Source organism: Bradyrhizobium vignae, assembly GCF_004114425.1.
Classification (GTDB): Bacteria; Pseudomonadota; Alphaproteobacteria; order Rhizobiales; family Xanthobacteraceae; genus Bradyrhizobium; species Bradyrhizobium vignae.
Map to the genome: position 1 here is coordinate 25,477 of NZ_RDQF01000019.1, position 16,719 is coordinate 42,195.

At 64.9% G+C, this 16,719-nt stretch carries 14 protein-coding genes; 12 read left to right on the plus strand and 2 right to left on the minus strand.

Features of this window, described 5'->3' with window-relative positions:
• Window position 1: 1 nt before the first annotated feature.
• From EAV90_RS18085 to EAV90_RS18140, 12 genes are all read left to right on the plus strand, one after another.
• A complete protein-coding gene (locus EAV90_RS18085; RefSeq protein WP_129144232.1) occupies window positions 2-802 on the plus strand; it encodes a nucleotidyltransferase family protein in 801 nt (266 codons plus the stop codon).
• The gene (locus EAV90_RS18090; RefSeq protein WP_122403919.1) at window positions 799-1,566 is read left to right on the plus strand and encodes a TIGR04290 family methyltransferase; all 768 of its coding nucleotides are present in this window, start codon (window positions 799-801) and stop codon (window positions 1,564-1,566) included. The genes EAV90_RS18085 and EAV90_RS18090 overlap by 4 nt, the downstream gene beginning before the upstream one ends.
• Entirely contained in the window at window positions 1,563-2,510 is a 948-nt protein-coding gene (locus EAV90_RS18095; protein ID WP_122403920.1) for a glycoside hydrolase 5 family protein, read from the plus strand. Before EAV90_RS18090 ends, EAV90_RS18095 begins: the two co-directional genes overlap by 4 nt.
• A complete protein-coding gene (locus EAV90_RS18100) occupies window positions 2,498-3,703 on the plus strand; it encodes a phosphopentomutase (protein ID WP_129144233.1) in 1,206 nt (401 codons plus the stop codon). The genes EAV90_RS18095 and EAV90_RS18100 overlap by 13 nt, the downstream gene beginning before the upstream one ends.
• Window positions 3,704-3,899: 196 nt before the next feature.
• The gene (locus EAV90_RS18105; RefSeq protein ID WP_129144234.1) at window positions 3,900-5,012 is read left to right on the plus strand and encodes an NAD-dependent epimerase/dehydratase family protein; all 1,113 of its coding nucleotides are present in this window, start codon (window positions 3,900-3,902) and stop codon (window positions 5,010-5,012) included.
• Entirely contained in the window at window positions 5,012-6,073 is a 1,062-nt protein-coding gene (locus tag EAV90_RS18110) for an SDR family NAD(P)-dependent oxidoreductase (protein ID WP_129144235.1), read from the plus strand. The genes EAV90_RS18105 and EAV90_RS18110 overlap by 1 nt, the downstream gene beginning before the upstream one ends.
• The gene (locus EAV90_RS18115) at window positions 6,070-7,356 is read left to right on the plus strand and encodes a TIGR04295 family B12-binding domain-containing radical SAM protein (RefSeq protein WP_122403924.1); all 1,287 of its coding nucleotides are present in this window, start codon (window positions 6,070-6,072) and stop codon (window positions 7,354-7,356) included. Before EAV90_RS18110 ends, EAV90_RS18115 begins: the two co-directional genes overlap by 4 nt.
• Window positions 7,353-8,465: a glycosyltransferase family 4 protein gene (locus EAV90_RS18120; RefSeq protein WP_129144236.1), complete on the plus strand. Its 1,113-nt coding sequence runs from the start codon at window positions 7,353-7,355 to the stop codon at window positions 8,463-8,465. Before EAV90_RS18115 ends, EAV90_RS18120 begins: the two co-directional genes overlap by 4 nt.
• Window positions 8,462-9,589: a CgeB family protein gene (locus EAV90_RS18125; protein WP_129144237.1), complete on the plus strand. Its 1,128-nt coding sequence runs from the start codon at window positions 8,462-8,464 to the stop codon at window positions 9,587-9,589. Before EAV90_RS18120 ends, EAV90_RS18125 begins: the two co-directional genes overlap by 4 nt.
• Window positions 9,586-10,674: a CgeB family protein gene (locus EAV90_RS18130; RefSeq protein WP_129144238.1), complete on the plus strand. Its 1,089-nt coding sequence runs from the start codon at window positions 9,586-9,588 to the stop codon at window positions 10,672-10,674. Before EAV90_RS18125 ends, EAV90_RS18130 begins: the two co-directional genes overlap by 4 nt.
• Window positions 10,671-11,795 (plus strand): CgeB family protein, encoded by a 1,125-nt coding sequence (locus tag EAV90_RS18135; RefSeq protein WP_129144239.1) that lies wholly within the window; start codon window positions 10,671-10,673, stop codon window positions 11,793-11,795. Before EAV90_RS18130 ends, EAV90_RS18135 begins: the two co-directional genes overlap by 4 nt.
• 11 nt (window positions 11,796-11,806) lie before the next feature.
• Window positions 11,807-12,871: a UDP-glucuronic acid decarboxylase family protein gene (locus EAV90_RS18140; protein WP_129144240.1), complete on the plus strand. Its 1,065-nt coding sequence runs from the start codon at window positions 11,807-11,809 to the stop codon at window positions 12,869-12,871.
• A gap of 166 nt (window positions 12,872-13,037) precedes the next feature.
• On the opposite strand, the gene EAV90_RS18145 is transcribed toward EAV90_RS18140, so the two are convergent.
• Window positions 13,038-15,347, minus strand: a complete 2,310-nt coding sequence (locus tag EAV90_RS18145) for a TonB-dependent receptor (RefSeq protein WP_129144241.1) — start codon at window positions 15,345-15,347, stop codon at window positions 13,038-13,040.
• Window positions 15,328-16,392, minus strand: a complete 1,065-nt coding sequence (locus EAV90_RS18150) for a HoxN/HupN/NixA family nickel/cobalt transporter (RefSeq protein WP_245509556.1) — start codon at window positions 16,390-16,392, stop codon at window positions 15,328-15,330. Before EAV90_RS18150 ends, EAV90_RS18145 begins: the two co-directional genes overlap by 20 nt.
• Between the last annotated feature and the right edge of the window lie 327 nt (window positions 16,393-16,719).

The window sequence follows — 16,719 nt, forward strand, 5'->3', positions numbered from 1 at the left end:
CATGTGGGGCATCGTTCCGGCCGCGGGCCGCGGCAGCCGCATCCAGCCGCTCGCCTTCTCGAAGGAATTGCTGCCGGTCGGCAGCCGGCGTGACGACGGTACGGACCGCCCCTGCGCCGTCTCCGAATATCTCCTGGAGCGGTTGATCCTGGGCGGTGCCGACAAGATCTGCTTCGTGATCTCGCCGGGCAAATCCGACATCCTCGAATATTTCGGTGACCATTACGGCACCGCCGAGCTCGCCTATGTCGTGCAGCCGGAGGCATCCGGCCTGTGCGACGCCGTGTTCAGGGCAAGCACCGTCGTCGGGCAACACGAGGATGTCTTCGTCGGACTGCCCGATACCGTGTGGTTTCCCAAGGCGGCCTTGCATTCCCTGCCGGATGCAGACCTCTCGTTCCTCCTGTTCCCGGTCGAGCACCCCGAATTCTTCGATGCGGTGGTGCTGGACGGCGAGCAGGTGACGGAGATCCAGGTCAAGCAGCCGCACGCAACCTCGCGCTGGATCTGGGGCGCCTTCAAGATGTCGGCGCGCGGCTTCCGCGAGCTCCGGTCGCTGTGGCACGCACGCGAACGCCGCGACGAATATTTCGGGACGCTGGTCAATGCTTATCTTTCGTCCGGTGGCCGCGGCATCGGCGTCAAGGCCGGCGAATCCTACGTCGATGTCGGAACCATCGACGGCTATCGCACGGCGATGGCGCTGCTCGCCGAGACCGCCGAGGGCCGATCGAGGCTGCGGGCCCGCGCGTCGTCGGACGGCGCCCGCCCGCTCGCAGCGAACAACGGAGCGAATGCATGACCAGAGGTGCCCTCTCCCGTGAGGAGATCCGCCAGCGCATCGACGCGCTCGGGCCATGGTTTCACAATCTCGACCTCAAGGGCGTGCCGACCGCGCCGTCGCACTTTCTGGGCGACTATCCCAATGTGAAGTGGCAGCGCTTCTCCGGAATCATCCCCGATCGGCTCGAAGGCAAGACCGTGCTCGACATCGGCTGCAACGCCGGCTTTTACGCCATGGAGATGAAGCGGCGCGGCGCCGAACGCGTGCTCGGCCTCGACACCGACGAGGAATACCTTGCGCAAGCCCGGTTCGCGGCCGAAGTGAACGGACTCAGGATCGAGTTCCGCAAGATGTCGGCCTATGATGTCGGCCAGCTGCGTGAAAGGTTCGACCTCGTCATCTTCATGGGCGTGCTCTACCATCTGCGGCACCCGCTGCTCGCGCTGGACCTGATCCATGAGCACGTCGCCGGCGATCTCCTGCTGTTCCAGTCGATGCAGCGCGGCGACAGCCGCGTCGACGCGATCGAGAAGAACTACGACTTCTGGACCACCGAGCAGTTCGATTCGTCCGGCTACCCCAAGCTGCACTTCGTCGAGCATAAATATGCCGACGACCCCACCAATTGGTGGGTGCCCAATCGCGCCTGCGTCGAAGCCATGCTGCGCAGCGCGGGCTTTGCCATCGCGGCCCATCCGGAGGATGAGGTGTATCTGTGCAGGCGCACGACGCGGCCGCAGGCCGATGGCCCGGTCTATCCGTCGCGGGAGACGGACCGATGATCGAGGCCGCCAAGATCTGGAACGAGCCCAACAACAAGTCGCATTGGGACCTCCTGATCGACCCGGCCTGGGCGATGTTCGCAAATCTGGCGCTGGCGGCCGGCAAGGCGATCCGCAGTGCGCACCCGACCTTGCCGCGCGTGCTCGGCGGCATCTCGCCGATCGACCCGTCCTTCATGCGCAACATGCAGGCGCGCGGCGTGATCGATCACGTCGACGCCGTCGCCGTGCACGGCTTTCCGCTCGACTGGAATTTGTGGCAGATCGGGGAATGGCCGGCCAAGATCGAGGAGATCAAGGCTGTCATCTCGCTCCCGGTCTGGGTGACCGAAGTCGGCGTCTCCTCGTTCGGCGCCGAGGAGGTACAGGCCTGGGGCCTGTCGCGCACAGCCGAGCTCTTGATCGGCCGCGCGCCGCGTATCCACTGGTACAGCCTCTACGATCTCCCTTCGACCTGGGAGGCGACCACCCGGCACAAGGAGGCGGAGGGTTCCTCCTATTACCGGCACTTCCACATGGGCCTGCTGCGCGAGGATGGAACGCCGAAAGCCGCAGCGGAGCTGTTTGGCCAATATGCGCCAGACATGGGTCTGTGCCAGTGGTTTCACTTCGAGGACCATCGACTTGATGACGCCGTGCGCTGGATGCGCCGCTTCGGCGTGAGGCACTTACGGACCGGCCTGTCATGGGCCGACAGCTTCCGTCCCAACGCGCTCGACTGGTTCGACCGCCAGATGGACGCGCTGGCCGAGTTCGATGTCACCGTGACCTTCTGCTTCACACCGGAACACCGCGGTCTCGAACCTCATCACACCAGCCCGCCGCTCGACGTCAACGAGTTCGCCGATTTCTGTGCGCAGATGGTCGAGCGCTATTGCACGAAAACCGGCGTCGCTTCGTCGCTGACGACGCCGCCGCTCAGGGAGCCGACATGCGTGCCCTGATCCTCGTGATGGATTCGGTCGGTATCGGCTCGGCGCCCGATGCCGTCAACTACGGTGACGAAGGCGCCGATACGGTCGGCCACGTCGCGGACGCGTGCATGGCCGGCCATGCCGACAGCCCGCAGCGGGAGGGCAGACTGCGCGTTCCCAATCTGGTGGCACTGGGACTGGGTGAGGCCTGCCATCTGGCCACCGGCCGCGTCCCGCCCGGGCTGGACGGCCGGGTTCAATTTGCGCGCTATGGATGCGCGAGCGAGATATCCAGGGGCAAGGACACGCCGTCCGGCCATTGGGAGATCGCCGGCGTGCCTGTCGCATTCGACTGGGGCTATTTTCCAAAGATCCAACCCTGCTTCCCGCGCGATCTCGTGGAGAAGCTGTGCGAACTGGCCGGACTGCCCGGCATCCTCGGGAACTGCCACGCCTCCGGCACCGACATCATCTCCGAATTCGGCGAGCGCCACATGCGCAGCGGCGAACCGATCTGCTACACCTCCGCCGACAGCGTGTTCCAGATCGCGGCGCACGAAGAGACGTTCGGGCTCGAGCGGCTCTACGAGGTCTGCACGATTGCGAGGCGGCTGGTCGATCCCCTGAACATCGGCCGCGTCATCGCGCGTCCGTTCGTCGGATCGAACGCGCATGACTTCAAGCGCACCTCGCACCGGCGAGATTTCTCCGTTCCGCCGCCCGAACGAACCATTCTCGACCTTGCGCAACTCTCCGGCCGCGACATCGTGACGATCGGCAAGATCGACGACATCTTCGCCCATCGCGGCACCGGGCGAAACCTGCGCGGCGACGGCAATGCGGCACTCTTCGATGCCACGCTGGATGGGCTGGCGAGCCTTGCAGAAGGCGGGCTGCTGTTCGCGAACTTCATCGATTTCGACACGCTCTACGGCCACCGCCGCGACGTGGCCGGCTACGCAGCGGCGCTCGAAGCCTTTGACGCTCGCCTTCCCGAACTGCTGAACCGGCTGCGAAGCGACGATCTGCTGATCATCACCGCCGATCATGGCTGCGATCCGACCTGGAGCGGAACCGATCACACGCGCGAGCAGGTCCCGATCCTGGCACAGACCGCGCAATCAATGTCTCCGATTGGCCGACGCGCGGGGTTCGCCGATATCGGTGCGACCGTCGCGAGACATCTCGATCTGCCCGCGCCGCTTCATGGCGCGCATTTCTAGCCGCCATTCACTTGGGTTATTGATCCAGGTTAGAGAAATTTTCGTTTGTAGGTCTCGCAGGAACGAACATTCCTTGCATCGCTTCTAACTCCCAGACGTGACTGGCGCGCGGGTCGCCCGACCAAGCAAAGCGCGCTTCAACTCTCATCATCGACTGATCCCGAACGGATCGGTCCCATGCGGCACGGAGCGGTGAATGACGCGAGTATTGATTACTGGAGGCGCGGGATTCATCGGCTCACACACGGCCGACGTGCTGCTTGCGGCCGGTTACGAGGTCCGCCTTCTCGACAATCTCTCTCCGCAGGTCCACGGCGGCAACCGTCTGCGGCCCGCCTATCTTGCGGACGATGCGGAGCTCGTCGTCGGCGACGTCACCGACGCCGTCGCCGTCCAACAGGCCTTGCGCGACGCCGACATGGTGCTGCATCTCGCCTCCGCCGTCGGCGTCGGGCAGAGCATGTACGACATCGAGCCTTATGTCAGGACGAACGAACTCGGCACTGCGGTGTTGCTGCAGGCGCTGGCCAAGCGCCCCGTCGCGCGCCTGGTCGTGGCATCCTCGATGAGCATCTATGGCGAGGGCCTCTATCGCGACGGCGGCGGGAGCATCGTCGCGTGCGACGAACGACCGATCGAGCAGCTTCGCAAAGGCGAATGGGAATTGCGGGACACCGCTGGTCATCTGCTCGATCCCGTGCCCACCCCTGAAACGAAGCAGCCGTCGCTGAGCTCGATCTACGCGCTGAACAAGTATGCGCAGGAGCGCATGTGCCTGATCACGGGCAAGGCCTACGGCATTTCGACCGTCGCCTTGCGCTTCTTCAACGTATTCGGTCCGCGCCAGGCCCTATCGAATCCCTATACCGGCGTGCTGGCCATCTTCGCTGCACGACTGCTCAACGGCCGTCCGCCGCTCGTTTTCGAGGACGGCCTGCAGCGGCGCGACTTCGTTCATGTGCGCGACGTTGCCCGCGTCTGCCGCATGGCTCTCGAAGCCGAGCACAGTCAGGACGTCTTCAACGTCGGCTCGGGTCAGAGCCGCAGCATACTGTCGGTCGCCGAGGATCTGGCCCAGGTGATGGGACGGCGCGAGATCGCTCCCGAGATCACGCGAAAATACCGGGCCGGCGACATCAGGCACTGCTTTGCCGATATCGGCAAGTCACGCGACCTGCTCGGCTTCGAGCCGCATGTCGCGTTCAAGGACGGCCTTGAAGAGCTCGCCGGGTATCTCGCCGACCAGATCGCGGACGATCAGGCCGAGCGGGCGACCCGCGAGCTGCTGCAACGGGGGTTGGTTGCGTAATGAGCGAGCAAGCGAACGGACACGTCCTGGTCACCGGCGGCTGCGGCTTCATTGGCTGCAATCTCGCCGACCGCCTCGCCGAGCGGGGTGATCGCGTTCTGGTGCTGGACAATCTCGCCCGCGCCGGCGTGCGCGAGAACGCGCAATGGCTGAAATCCCGGCATGGCGACCGCGTCACCATCACGGTGGCTGATATCCGCGACCCAATTCCGGTGATCGACGCCGTGCGCGAGGCGCGGGCCGTGTTGCACCTGGCAGCTCAGGTCGCCGTCACCGACAGCGTCAGCGATCCCGCCGCCGATTTCGAGATCAACGCGCGCGGCACGCTGAACGTGCTCGAGGCCGTTCGCCTGCACAACAACTTCGCGCCGGTAATCTTCGCCTCGACCAACAAGGTCTATGGGCGCCTGATCGAGGACAGCGAGATCGCGCTCCAGGAGCGCCGCTACATGCCGATCAGCGACCTGCTCACCGGCGGCGTCTCGGAGAATGCGCCGCTGGATTTCTACAGTCCCTATGGATGCTCCAAGGGCACGGCCGATCAATATGTCCACGACTATGCCCGGGTGTTCGGGCTGCAGACCGTGGTGATGCGCATGAGCTGCATCTACGGGCCGCGGCAATTCGGCACCGAGGACCAGGGCTGGATCGCACACTTCCTGCTCAGCGCCATCCGTGGCAATCCGCTGACGATCTATGGCGATGGCAAGCAGGTCCGCGACGCGCTGCACGTGTCGGACGCGGTGAGCGCCTGGCTCGCGGCCCTCGACCACATCGCGCTGGCCCGCGGCCGCGTCTTCAATCTCGGCGGTGGTCCGGCCAATGCGGTCAGCCTGCTCGAACTGATCGACCGCATCACCGAGCTGACCGGCCGCAAGATCAACTACCGCTTTGCGGATTGGCGACCTGGCGATCAACCCTGGTACGTGACCGACACAAGGGCGCTGGCCACCGCGCTCGGCTGGACGCCGCAAATGTCCCTCGCCGACGGCCTGCGCTCGCTTCACGCCTGGCTCGACGGCCGCTTCGGATCACCCGGAAACCGCGAGGCCATGGCATGACGCGGATCGCTCTCATCAATCCCAACTGGGATTTTGCGGGAAGCATCTATTTCGGCTGCCGCTCGCCCCATCTTCCGCTCGAGCTCGGCATCTCCGAGCACTATTTGAAGACGGCCGGCCACAAGACGCTGCTGCTCGATGCGCATCTGTTCGATCTCTCGCTCGGCGAGATCGAGGCCGAGCTGCGCGCCTTCGGTCCCGACCAGATCGTCTTCACCACTGCGCCGACATACCTGTTCTGGCGCTGCGCGCCGCCGGAGCTTCGCGTGCCGCAACAGCTCGCACTGGCGGTGAGGGACCATGCGCCGACACTGATTGCGGTGGGCCCGCATGGCTCGACCACGCCGAGGACGGCCTTGAAGAAGCTCGGCGCCGACATCGTCGTGATGGGCGAGTGCGAGGCGTCCCTGCTGCGTCTCGCCAACGGCGAGTGGGACTTTCCCGGCCTGTGCTTCGCAGACGGTGCTTCTTTGCGCGTCAATGGCGGCCCACAGGCCGTCGCGTTCAGCGACCAGCCCGCACTCGATTGGCCGGACGAGATGATCCGGCGCCATCATCACCATCATCACCGCTTCGAGGCCGAGCCGAGTGCACCGGGCGCCGAGGTCGAGGCCTCGCGCGGCTGCCCCTACAACTGCACGTTCTGCGCCAAGGAGAATTTCCGCAACGCCTACCGCAAGCGGCCGCCAGCGGTCATTCTCGACGAGATCGACCGTTTGTGCGACCAGGGTATCGAGTACGTCTATTTCATCGACGAGATCTTCCTTCCCAATCGCGAGCTGCTGGAGGGGTTGACGACCCGCGGGCTGAAGTTCGGCGTGCAGACACGTATCGATCTGTGGAAGCCCGACATGCTCGCCCTGCTCGGCCGCGCCGGCTGCGTCTCGATCGAAGCCGGCATCGAGAGCCTGACCGTCGAAGGGCGCGCAGCACTCGCCAAGAACTGCAAGATGACCACGGATCAGCTCGCCGATCGGCTGGTCGAAGCCCGCCGCCACGTCCCCTTCGTGCAGGCCAATCTGATCGAGGTGCCCGAGGACGACGATCCCGTCGTGCAGCGCTGGCGCCGCACGATGCAGGATGCCGGCGTCTGGGCCAACGATCCGGTGCCGCTCTATCCCTATCCCGGTTCGCCTGACTATCGGAAGCTCTGGGGCGAGCCCGACGATTTCGCCTGGGAGCGCGCGCACCGGCACTATCTGGCGATGTTCGACCAGTTCAGCGACGTGCAGAACGACCGCCCGGTCCCACTCGACACTCTCGAACGTCAGGTGACCTCATGAGGCCTAGCGCGGACCTCAGGATCATGATGACGACCGACACGGTTGGCGGCGTTTGGACCTATTCCTGCGCCCTCGCCTCCAGCCTCGCTGCGTCCGGTGCCGACGTCACGCTCGTGACACTGGGCCCGCAATCTCGCAACGATCATCGCCGGATGCTGCGCGACACCCGGGTGCACCTGATCGAAACGGATCTCGCACTCGAATGGCAGGACCCGGACGGGCGGAACGTTTCCGAGGCAAGGCGCGTGCTCGCCAACCTCGAAGCCAGCTTGATGCCCGATGTCGTGCACCTGAACAGCTTTCGCGAAGCGACCTTTGCCTGGCACGCCCCGACCGTGCTGGTGGCGCACTCCTGTGTGAATTCCTGGGCCGTCGCCTGCCGCGATACGGCCTGGCTCGACGAGCCCCGATGGCGTCGCTACACCGAGCGGGTCGCCGCGGCGCTCGACATGGCGAAGGCATGGGTGTGTCCGAGCGGGGCCTTCTACGACGACATGACGGCGATCTACCAGCCGCGGTCGCGCGGCGCGGTGATCTGGAACGGCATTGCGCCTCGCGACCCCGCGGGACGGAAGCAGGACTTGATCTTCGCGGCCGGTCGGCTGTGGGACCGCGCCAAGAACATCGAGGCTCTCGCCGCCGCCGCACCCGAGCTCGATTGGCCGGTCGAGGTGGCCGGCCCCATCGATACCGACCTGGCTGCGGGTGTGACCTGGCTCGGAGAGCTGCCGCACGAGGCCGTGGCCGCGCGATTGCAGCATGCGGCGATCTTCGTCAGCCCTGCGCTCTATGAACCCTTTGGCCTCTCGGTGCTGGAGGCAGCCGCGGCAGGCTGCGCCCTGGTCCTCTCGGACATCCCGACGTTCCGGGAATTGTGGAGCGGTGCCGCCCTGTTCTTCGATCCGGCCGACAGTCAGGCGCTCCACCGAACGCTCTCGGAGCTTTGTGCCGACAATTTCGGGCGCACGCGCCTGCAACGCGCCGCCTACGAGCAATCCCTGACCTATTCGCTGAGGCGGACGACGAGCGCCTATCTTGGTCTCTACGAGGACCTGCTCGCATCGAGCCGGACGAGCGCGGCGGCCAGCCAGATCGAGGTGCGCGCATGAAATGCATCCTATTCTATCATGCGTTCACTTCCTGCTGGAACAACGGCAACGCGCATTTCCTGCGTGGCTATGCGCGCGAGCTTCATGCGCTCGGGCACGAGGTCGTCGTATTCGAACCCGTCGACGGCTGGAGCCGGCTGAACGCCATCCGCGAAGGCGGCAGTCATGCACTGGAGGATATTCCCGCCCTTTTCCCCGGCATCGAGATCGGCCGCTACGATGCCAGTCTGGATCTCGAGCGGGCGCTGGACGGCGCCGATCTCATCATCGTGCATGAATGGAATTCGCCCGATCTGATCGCGCAGATCGGGCGCAGGCGGGCGCAGGGCGCGCCCTTCACCCTGCTGTTCCACGACACCCATCACCGCGCCGTCAGCGCGCCTGAGGAGCTCGCGCAATTCGACCTCGACGGATTCGACGGCGTGCTCGCCTTCGGCGAGGTGCTTCGGCAGATCTATCTGAAGCTCGGCTGGGCCGACCGGGTCTTCACCTGGCACGAGGCAGCCGATGTCGCGCTGTATCATCCGCTGCCACAGGTTGATCGTACAGACGATCTGGTCTGGATCGGCAATTGGGGTGATGGCGAGCGCAGCGCCGAACTGACCGAATTCCTGGTCGAGCCCGTGGCGGAGCTGAAGCTCCGCGCGAGCGTTCACGGCGTGCGCTATTCGGACGAAGCGCTCCACACCATCAGGAGCGCAGGTATCCGTTATGGCGGCTGGCTGCCGGCACACTGGGCTCCCATTGCCTTCGCCGGTGCGCGCGCAACGATTCATGTGCCGCGCGGGCCTTACGTAGCCCTGCTTCCGGGCATTCCGACCATCCGCGTGTTCGAAGCGCTCGCCTGCGGCATTCCCCTGGTCTCGGCGCCTTGGTCGGATACGGAAAGGCTGTTTCCGGAGGGCGCCTATCTCAGCGTTGCCGATGGCGCGCAGATGAAGCGTGCGCTTCGCGCGGTTATCGACGATCCGCAGTTGGCCTCCGCCATGGTGGAGACCGGCCTGAAGGCCATCCAGGATCGTCATACCTGCCGCCACCGCGCCGCGCAGCTCATCGACATCGTGAGCGACATTCGGGATTCGAGCCGCCGGGCGTGCTCCCGCCACATCGGAGCCGTCGCATGAAGATCTCGTTCTTCGGATCCAGCCTCGTCTCGTCGTACTGGAACGGCGCCGCCACCTATTATCGCGGCATGCTGAAGGAGATCGCAGCGCTCGGCCACGATGTCACCTTCTACGAACCCGACGCCTTCGGGCGCCAGGCGCATCGCGACATCGACGATCCGGATTGGGCCAGAGTGGTGATTTATCCCGCGACTCCGGACGGCTGGCGCCGCTCGCTCGATGCAGCCGTGCAATCGGCCGACATGCTGATCAAGGCCAGCGGCGTCGGCGTGTTTGATCTGGAGCTGGAGAACGCCGTTGCTGCGTTGCCTTCCCGGCTGATCCGGATCTATTGGGACGTGGACGCGCCCGCCACGCTCGAAGCGATGGAAAGCGATCCACAGCATCATCTGCGTCGCGCGATCCCGTGCTACGACATGGTGCTGACCTATGGCGGCGGCGATGGTGTCGTGTCGGCCTACCGATCGATGGGCGCGCGGCACTGCGTGCCGATCTACAATGCACTCGATCCGGCCACGCATTTTCCGGCGCCCGCCAATGCGCGCTTCGCCTGCGATCTCAGCCTGCTGGCGAACCGCCTGCCCGATCGCGAGACGCGTGTCGATCACTTCTTCCTGGACGCCGCACGCCACCTGCCCGGCAAGTCCTTCGTGCTCGGCGGCTCCGGCTGGGACGACAAGGACGCCTCCGCCAATGTGCGCAAAGTCGGCCATGTCGGCACCGCCGATCACAACGCGTTCTTCGGCTCCGCTCTCGCCACGCTGAACGTCAATCGCGACAGCATGGCGCGCTACGGTTTCTCTCCGCCAACCCGTGTGTTCGAAGCGATCGGCGCGGGCGCCTGCCTGATCACCGATCAATGGGCCGGCATCGATCATTTTCTCGAACCCGGCCGCGAGGTGCTGGTTGCCGCTGACGGAGCCGAGGTCGCGGAGCACCTCGCCGCACTGGATCCGGAGCAGGCCCGATCGATCGCCCGCCGCGCCCGCGCGCGCATCCTCAGCCAGCACACCTACCGGCAGCGCGCCCGCCAATTCAACGATCTCTTCGTCGCCAGTAGCTCGCGAATCGAGGCAGCAGAATGAACCTCTCCATCGTCGTCATCGGACTTTCGGTCACTTCGTCCTGGGGCAACGGTCACGCCACGACGTACCGCGCCCTGATCGAAGCCCTGGCGCGACGAGGTCACCGCGTCACGTTTCTGGAGCGGGACGTACCCTGGTATCGAGATCACCGCGACCTGACCAAGCCCTCTGCCTGGGCCGTCGAGCTGTACCAATCCTTGAAGGAAATTCCGCGCCGGTTCGGCAAGCTGATCCGCGATGCCGATCTGGTGATCATCGGCTCCTATGTTCCTGACGGCATTCCGATTGCCGAATGGACGACGACCCATGCGAGGGGCATCACGGCGTTCTACGACATCGACACGCCGGTCACATTGGCGAGGCTCGAGCACGGCCTCAATTATCTTTCCGCCGCAATGATCCCGCGCTTCGATCTTTATCTGTCGTTCACCGGCGGACCGGTGCCCGGGATGATCGAGCAGAGCTACGGCAGTCCACTCGCACGTGTCCTCTATTGCAGCGCGGATGCGGAGATCTACGCACCGAAGCGGGCGCAGCCGAAATGGGCGCTGGGCTATCTCGGGACCTACAGCGAGGACCGGCAGCCGGTTCTCGACGAGTTGCTGCTTGCGCCGGCGCGCTCGCTGCCGTCGGAACAATTCGTCGTCGCCGGCGCGCAGTATCCCGAACATATCGCCTGGCCCGCCAACGTCGCCCGGATCGAGCACCTCCCGCCAAAGCAGCATCCGACGTTCTACGCCGCGCAACGCTTTTCCCTGAATGCCACCCGCGCCGACATGAGGGCGCTGGGCTTCTCACCGAGCGTCCGGTTGTTCGAGGCCGCCGCCTGCGGCACGCCGGTGATCTCGGACCGATGGCCTGGGATCGAGACGATCTTCGCGCCGTCCCGCGAAATCCTGCTGGCGTCCAGCCCGCGCGAGGTGATCGAGATCCTGCGCGATATGCCGGAAGAGCAACGGCGCACCATCGCTCACAACGCGCGGCGGCGGGTTCTCGCCGATCACACCCCCGATCATCGCGCCCGGCAGCTGGAGACCTATTACGCCGAGGCATCCGCGCGGCGCCGCCGCAAGACGGCGCCCCTTCCCGTCGCTCGCCCCATGCAGGTCGCAGAACTCTGAAAGGCCAGATCATGACACTCCAGACCCGCATCCACGCCTCCCGCCGCTCGCCGACAGTCCTGGTCACCGGCGGTGCCGGCTTCATCGGATCGCACCTCTGCGACGCGCTCCTGCAACGCGGCAGCACGGTGATCTGCCTCGACAATTTGTTCACGGGGACGGCCGACAACATCCGGCCGCTGCTCAATCATCCGAATTTCCGTTTCGTCGAGCATGATGTTCGCGATCCCATCGAGATCGAGGGCGATATCGACCGGATCTACAGCCTCGCCTGCCCGGCCTCCCCCCGGCACTATCAGACCGATCCGGTCGGGACGATGAAGACCTGCGTGCTCGGCTCGATCAACCTGCTCGAGCTCGCGCGGCAGAAGCGCGCCCGGGTCCTGCAGGCCTCCACCAGCGAGGTCTACGGCGACCCGGAGGTGCATCCGCAGCCGGAATCCTATCTCGGCAGCGTCAATCCTATCGGGCCGCGGGCCTGCTACGACGAGGGCAAGCGCGCCGCGGAGACGCTGATGTTCGACCACCGGCGCATGCACGGGACGGAGGTCAAGGTCGCGCGCATCTTCAACACTTATGGCCCGCGCATGCTCGAGAATGACGGACGCGTCGTCTCCAACTTCATCGTTCAAGCCTTGCGCGGAGAGCCGATCACGATCTACGGTCAAGGCACGCAAACCCGCAGCTTCTGCTTCGTCGACGATCTCGTGCGGGGGCTTCAGCTTTTGATGGAGAGCCCCGCCTCGGTCACCGGCCCATACAATCTCGGCAATCCGCACGAGGTCACGATCGAGGCGATCGCTCGTGAAGTGCTGGCCTGCACTGAATCGGCCTCCCCGCTGCGCTTCGAAGCGCTGCCAAAGGACGATCCCAAGCGACGCAAGCCCGTGATCGATGCCGCAGAGAAGATTCTGGGATGGCGTCCGCGGGTGGCACTGAGGGACGGTCTTCAAGCGACCATTGCTTATTTCGCGCTGCGTCTCGCCGGCGAGTCGCCCCCGCTCGTGCCGGCCATCGCCCCGCGCAGGGCGCGCCACCCAGCGCGCGACCGGCTGACGATGTCCGATCAATCGTGACGGCGGATCATCAGGTTGCGCCCCGCTGCAGAGCGCCAGCGCAGGGTCCGCGATCTGAGCAAACCTAAAGCGCGATGAGATTTGGATGAATCGTCATCGCGCTTTAGCTCGTTGTTTACGCATGATCTTTTCCGGAAAACCGCTTCGCACTTTTCCGGATCATGCTTTAGAACGTCCCGGCCACAGTGACCCGGAATGTCAGCGGCTCCGCCGGGTGCAGCACGTAGTCCATCACGCCATTCCGGCAGACTGCCGCTGGAGCGGCGCCTGACGTGCAGAGATTGTAGAGCGTATCGGTCTTGAGCAGCGAACCATAAGCATAGGTGATCTGGTTCGCCTTCGCGTTGAAGAGGTTGAGCACGTCGAGCTGAAGGCGCCAGCCGTTATCGATACGATAGCCGAGGCGGCCATTGAAGATGCTGGTCGCAGAGGAGCGGAATGCGTTGTCCTCCGTCAGCGGGCTCGAGGCCAGATAGCGCCAGCGCAAGGTTCCGAACCAGCCGGTCTTCTCGCCCACCGTGACGCCGGCTGATGCCACCATCGCCGGCGCGTTCGGAATGTAGTTGCCGGGCGCATTGCCGATCTGCGCCTCGGGATAGCCGGCAAGCGAGGCATAGACCTGTGCCTGCTCGCTGTCATAGCCGCGAAAGCGCGCATGCGTCATTGCGAGATCCGCGTCGATATCGATCCACGACCATGGCCGGTAATGATTGGTCCATTCGAAGCCGTACCGACGGCTGGCGCGGGTTGCCGAGGTGTCGCCGGCATCGCCCGCGAACAGGATCTCGGAATCCTGATCCAGGATGAAGAGACTAAGCGAGCTGTCGAGGCCGGGAACAATCCTGCTGCGAACACCGATCTCCGCGCCCCTGGTGCGCACCAGGAGCGGCGACGGCGTGAGCCTTGTCGCGGGATCGGCGGGGTCTTCCGTCGTGGTCGCGCCGCGGGCATCGTTCGAGTGCATGCCGTAGCCGGCACCGAGGAAAAATTCGGTCTGGTTGAACGGACCAAGCACCATCCTGAATTTCGGACTGCCGAGCGCGGCATCGGCGCAGCCGGAATTGGCGGCGTTGAACAGAGAGGTGACGTCAGCGGCGTAATAGTCGCCGCGCCAGCCCACCGTCGTCCTGAGCCAATCGGTCCAGCGCACCGTGTTTTCGGCATAGATCCCGACGCTCCCCTCGCCGACCTTGTCGCTGCGGATATTGGCGCGGAAGCCGCGCTGGAAAGTGTTGGTGAGCGCGAGATCGATCGCATCATAACGCGATTGCAGACCGAGGGTGATCTGCATCGGCAGGCCGGCAAACGAACCGTTCAGCGTGCGCGAGACGTTGGCGCCCGCCATCAAACGCTTGTCGTGCTGGTGGAACTGGTCGCCCAGCAGGGGATCGTCGAGAAAGTAAGTGAAATTGTTGAAGAGGTCGAGCTGGCTCTTCACCACATAGGCATTTGCTTTCCACGATCCCGTATCGTCGGTCTGCGCGATACGGCCGGAGAGCGCGAAACGGTCGGCGTTTCCACCGTCGCTCGGGTCTTCCGAACCATACCGGTCGAGCAGGCCGCTGGTGATCGCGCGCTGCGGCACCTGGTCGGTCGAAATCCATTTGTTGACGTAGGCCATGCCGGTGATGGACACGCCGTCGGTCGCAGTGCCCTGGCTGTAGCGCACGAGGCCGTTGAGCTTTCTCACATTGTCGGAGTTGTCCCACGGCCCGTTGTAGGTGCCCACTTCGCCGGCCACCAGCAGCGAACCGTCACCGAGCTTCGCCGAATCCATGCCGAGCAGACGGCGGTAACCAAAGCTGCCGGCGCTCACCTGCGCCAGTCTCCAGGTGCGATCGATCAGACCGATATGAACGCTTCCGACCGAGGCGAAATCGCCCTCGTCGGCGAAGTAAGGCCCCTTGCGCACGTCCATTGCGGCGACGGTTTCCGGGATCAGCCAGTTGAGATCGGCATAGCCCTGCCCATGCGCGTGGGTACGCATGTTGACGGGGACGCCGTCGACGATGATCGCCAGATCGGTGCCGTGGTCGAGATTGTAACCGCGCAGGAAGTACTGGTTGGCTTTGCCCTCGCCGGAATGCTGCGTCACGATCAGACCCGGCACGGCTTCGAGCACCTCACCAGGCCGCGAGATCGGGCGCGCGTTGATCTCCTCGCGGGAGACGGTGATCTCGCTGGCCATGCCGGCTCCGCTCTTTGCACCCGAGCCGGCACTGCGCGCATCCGACGCCTGCGTCGCTGCTGGATACACGAGGATGCGGTGAACGGCGGGGGACGGCTTTCTGGTGCGGCGCGATGCGAGCGGCTTCTTGCGGACCAGCGCCTCGCCATCGACCTGGATTGGCGGAAGTTCGCGCGAGATGCCGGTGCTCTGCGCAAGCGCGCGGCCGTTATCGGCGAGGAGCAGCAGGGCCGAGAGTGCAGTCAGCGCGCCGCCGCAACGACCAGGCTCACACCGCCTCGGTTGCATCGGCGCATTCCAAGACCTTCGTCCCGGCACAATGGCGGCCGTCCGCGAACATGCGGCGATAGAACACGACCGAGACGAGCCATGCGATCGCGAATAGCGCGATCACGGCGAAGCCGACATTCGCCAGCGACTCGTTGAGGCCCTCGACCAGCGTCCACATACCGCCGGAGAGGCCGAGCCGATCCGCGATCAGGCCGAGCGCCTCGACGCCGCCGATGAACAGCGCGACCGCGACCGAGGCGCCCGTGATCGTGAGGTTGTACCAGAGCTTGCGCAGGGGATCGACGAAGGCCCAGCGATAGGCGCTCACCATCAGCGCGGAATCGGCCGTGTCGACCAGCGCCATGCCTGACGCAAACAGCGCGGGAAAGACCAGGACATCGACGAGCGAGGCGCCACGCGCGGCTTCGCTGGCGGAGATGCTGAGCAGGCCGATTTCGGTCGCGGTGTCGAAGCCGAGCCCGAACAAGAAGCCGAGCGGGTACATATGTCCCGGCTTTGTCACCAGGCGGAACATCGGGCCGAGCAGCCGCGCCAGGATGCCGCGGCTGGCGAGCAACGCGTCAAGCTGCGCAACGTCGTGGACGCCCTCCTCCCGTGCCGCGCGGAACGTCCGCCACAGGCCGACGAAAATGACGAGGTTGATGAGCGCAACAGCGAGCAGGAACAGCGCCGACACCGACGTGCCGATCAAGCCGCCGATCTCCTTGAGCAGGCTGTCGCCGCCAAGACTGACCACGCCCAGCGCAAGCAGCATGGTGGCGACAACGACCACGCTGGAATGGCCGAGCGCGAAATAGAGACCGACGCTGCGTGGCGCGCCGCCCGCCTGCATCAGCTTGCGCACGACATTGTCGATCGCGGCGATGTGGTCGGCATCGACGGCGTGGCGGAGGCCGAACACCCAGGCCAGCAGTGCGGTCGCCATCACCGTCGGCCGGTCGCCGAACAGCACGAAGGCCCAAGACCATGTGGCGAGGTTGGCGGCGACGAGCCCGCCGAGCAGCGCCACAGTTCCGGGCTCGACCGCCCGCAAAGTTCGCATCGCCGCTCGTTCCATTCCCGACCCCACAGTATGACGTTTATCAAAATCTCTCATACTGGCAAGAGCAAGAGCTGGACCACTTTCGACCTGACGGTTGAAAAGCCGCCAAGAACCGAAGCCAAATCACTGCTCTCATGGAAGAATTCTGCGCCCGTCTCGTCACGACACTGGGGTGGGATGGGGCGGTGCTATCGGCAACCTAATATCCACTTTGACGATCAAGTTGACGGTCGCCGGTGATCACGCGCAGCACGGCATGGCATCCGTTCAAGACATGCAGACAGGCCAAGCCAACAAGCTTCCCGAGCAGGAGCTGCAGGACCGCTC

What these genes read in the sequence shown, in the direction of transcription:
- EAV90_RS18145 (WP_129144241.1), bottom strand. Translation starts at nt 15,347, where the DNA reads ATGCAACCGAGGCGGTGTGAGCCTGGTCGTTGCGGCGGCGCGCTGACT.
- EAV90_RS18115 (WP_122403924.1), top strand. Translation starts at nt 6,070, where the DNA reads ATGACGCGGATCGCTCTCATCAATCCCAACTGGGATTTTGCGGGAAGC.
- EAV90_RS18120 (WP_129144236.1), top strand. Translation starts at nt 7,353, where the DNA reads ATGAGGCCTAGCGCGGACCTCAGGATCATGATGACGACCGACACGGTT.
- EAV90_RS18085 (WP_129144232.1), top strand. Translation starts at nt 2, where the DNA reads ATGTGGGGCATCGTTCCGGCCGCGGGCCGCGGCAGCCGCATCCAGCCG.
- EAV90_RS18125 (WP_129144237.1), top strand. Translation starts at nt 8,462, where the DNA reads ATGAAATGCATCCTATTCTATCATGCGTTCACTTCCTGCTGGAACAAC.
- EAV90_RS18095 (WP_122403920.1), top strand. Translation starts at nt 1,563, where the DNA reads ATGATCGAGGCCGCCAAGATCTGGAACGAGCCCAACAACAAGTCGCAT.
- EAV90_RS18130 (WP_129144238.1), top strand. Translation starts at nt 9,586, where the DNA reads ATGAAGATCTCGTTCTTCGGATCCAGCCTCGTCTCGTCGTACTGGAAC.
- EAV90_RS18105 (WP_129144234.1), top strand. Translation starts at nt 3,900, where the DNA reads ATGACGCGAGTATTGATTACTGGAGGCGCGGGATTCATCGGCTCACAC.
- EAV90_RS18150 (WP_245509556.1), bottom strand. Translation starts at nt 16,392, where the DNA reads ATGCGAACTTTGCGGGCGGTCGAGCCCGGAACTGTGGCGCTGCTCGGC.
- EAV90_RS18135 (WP_129144239.1), top strand. Translation starts at nt 10,671, where the DNA reads ATGAACCTCTCCATCGTCGTCATCGGACTTTCGGTCACTTCGTCCTGG.
- EAV90_RS18140 (WP_129144240.1), top strand. Translation starts at nt 11,807, where the DNA reads ATGACACTCCAGACCCGCATCCACGCCTCCCGCCGCTCGCCGACAGTC.
- EAV90_RS18090 (WP_122403919.1), top strand. Translation starts at nt 799, where the DNA reads ATGACCAGAGGTGCCCTCTCCCGTGAGGAGATCCGCCAGCGCATCGAC.
- EAV90_RS18100 (WP_129144233.1), top strand. Translation starts at nt 2,498, where the DNA reads ATGCGTGCCCTGATCCTCGTGATGGATTCGGTCGGTATCGGCTCGGCG.
- EAV90_RS18110 (WP_129144235.1), top strand. Translation starts at nt 5,012, where the DNA reads ATGAGCGAGCAAGCGAACGGACACGTCCTGGTCACCGGCGGCTGCGGC.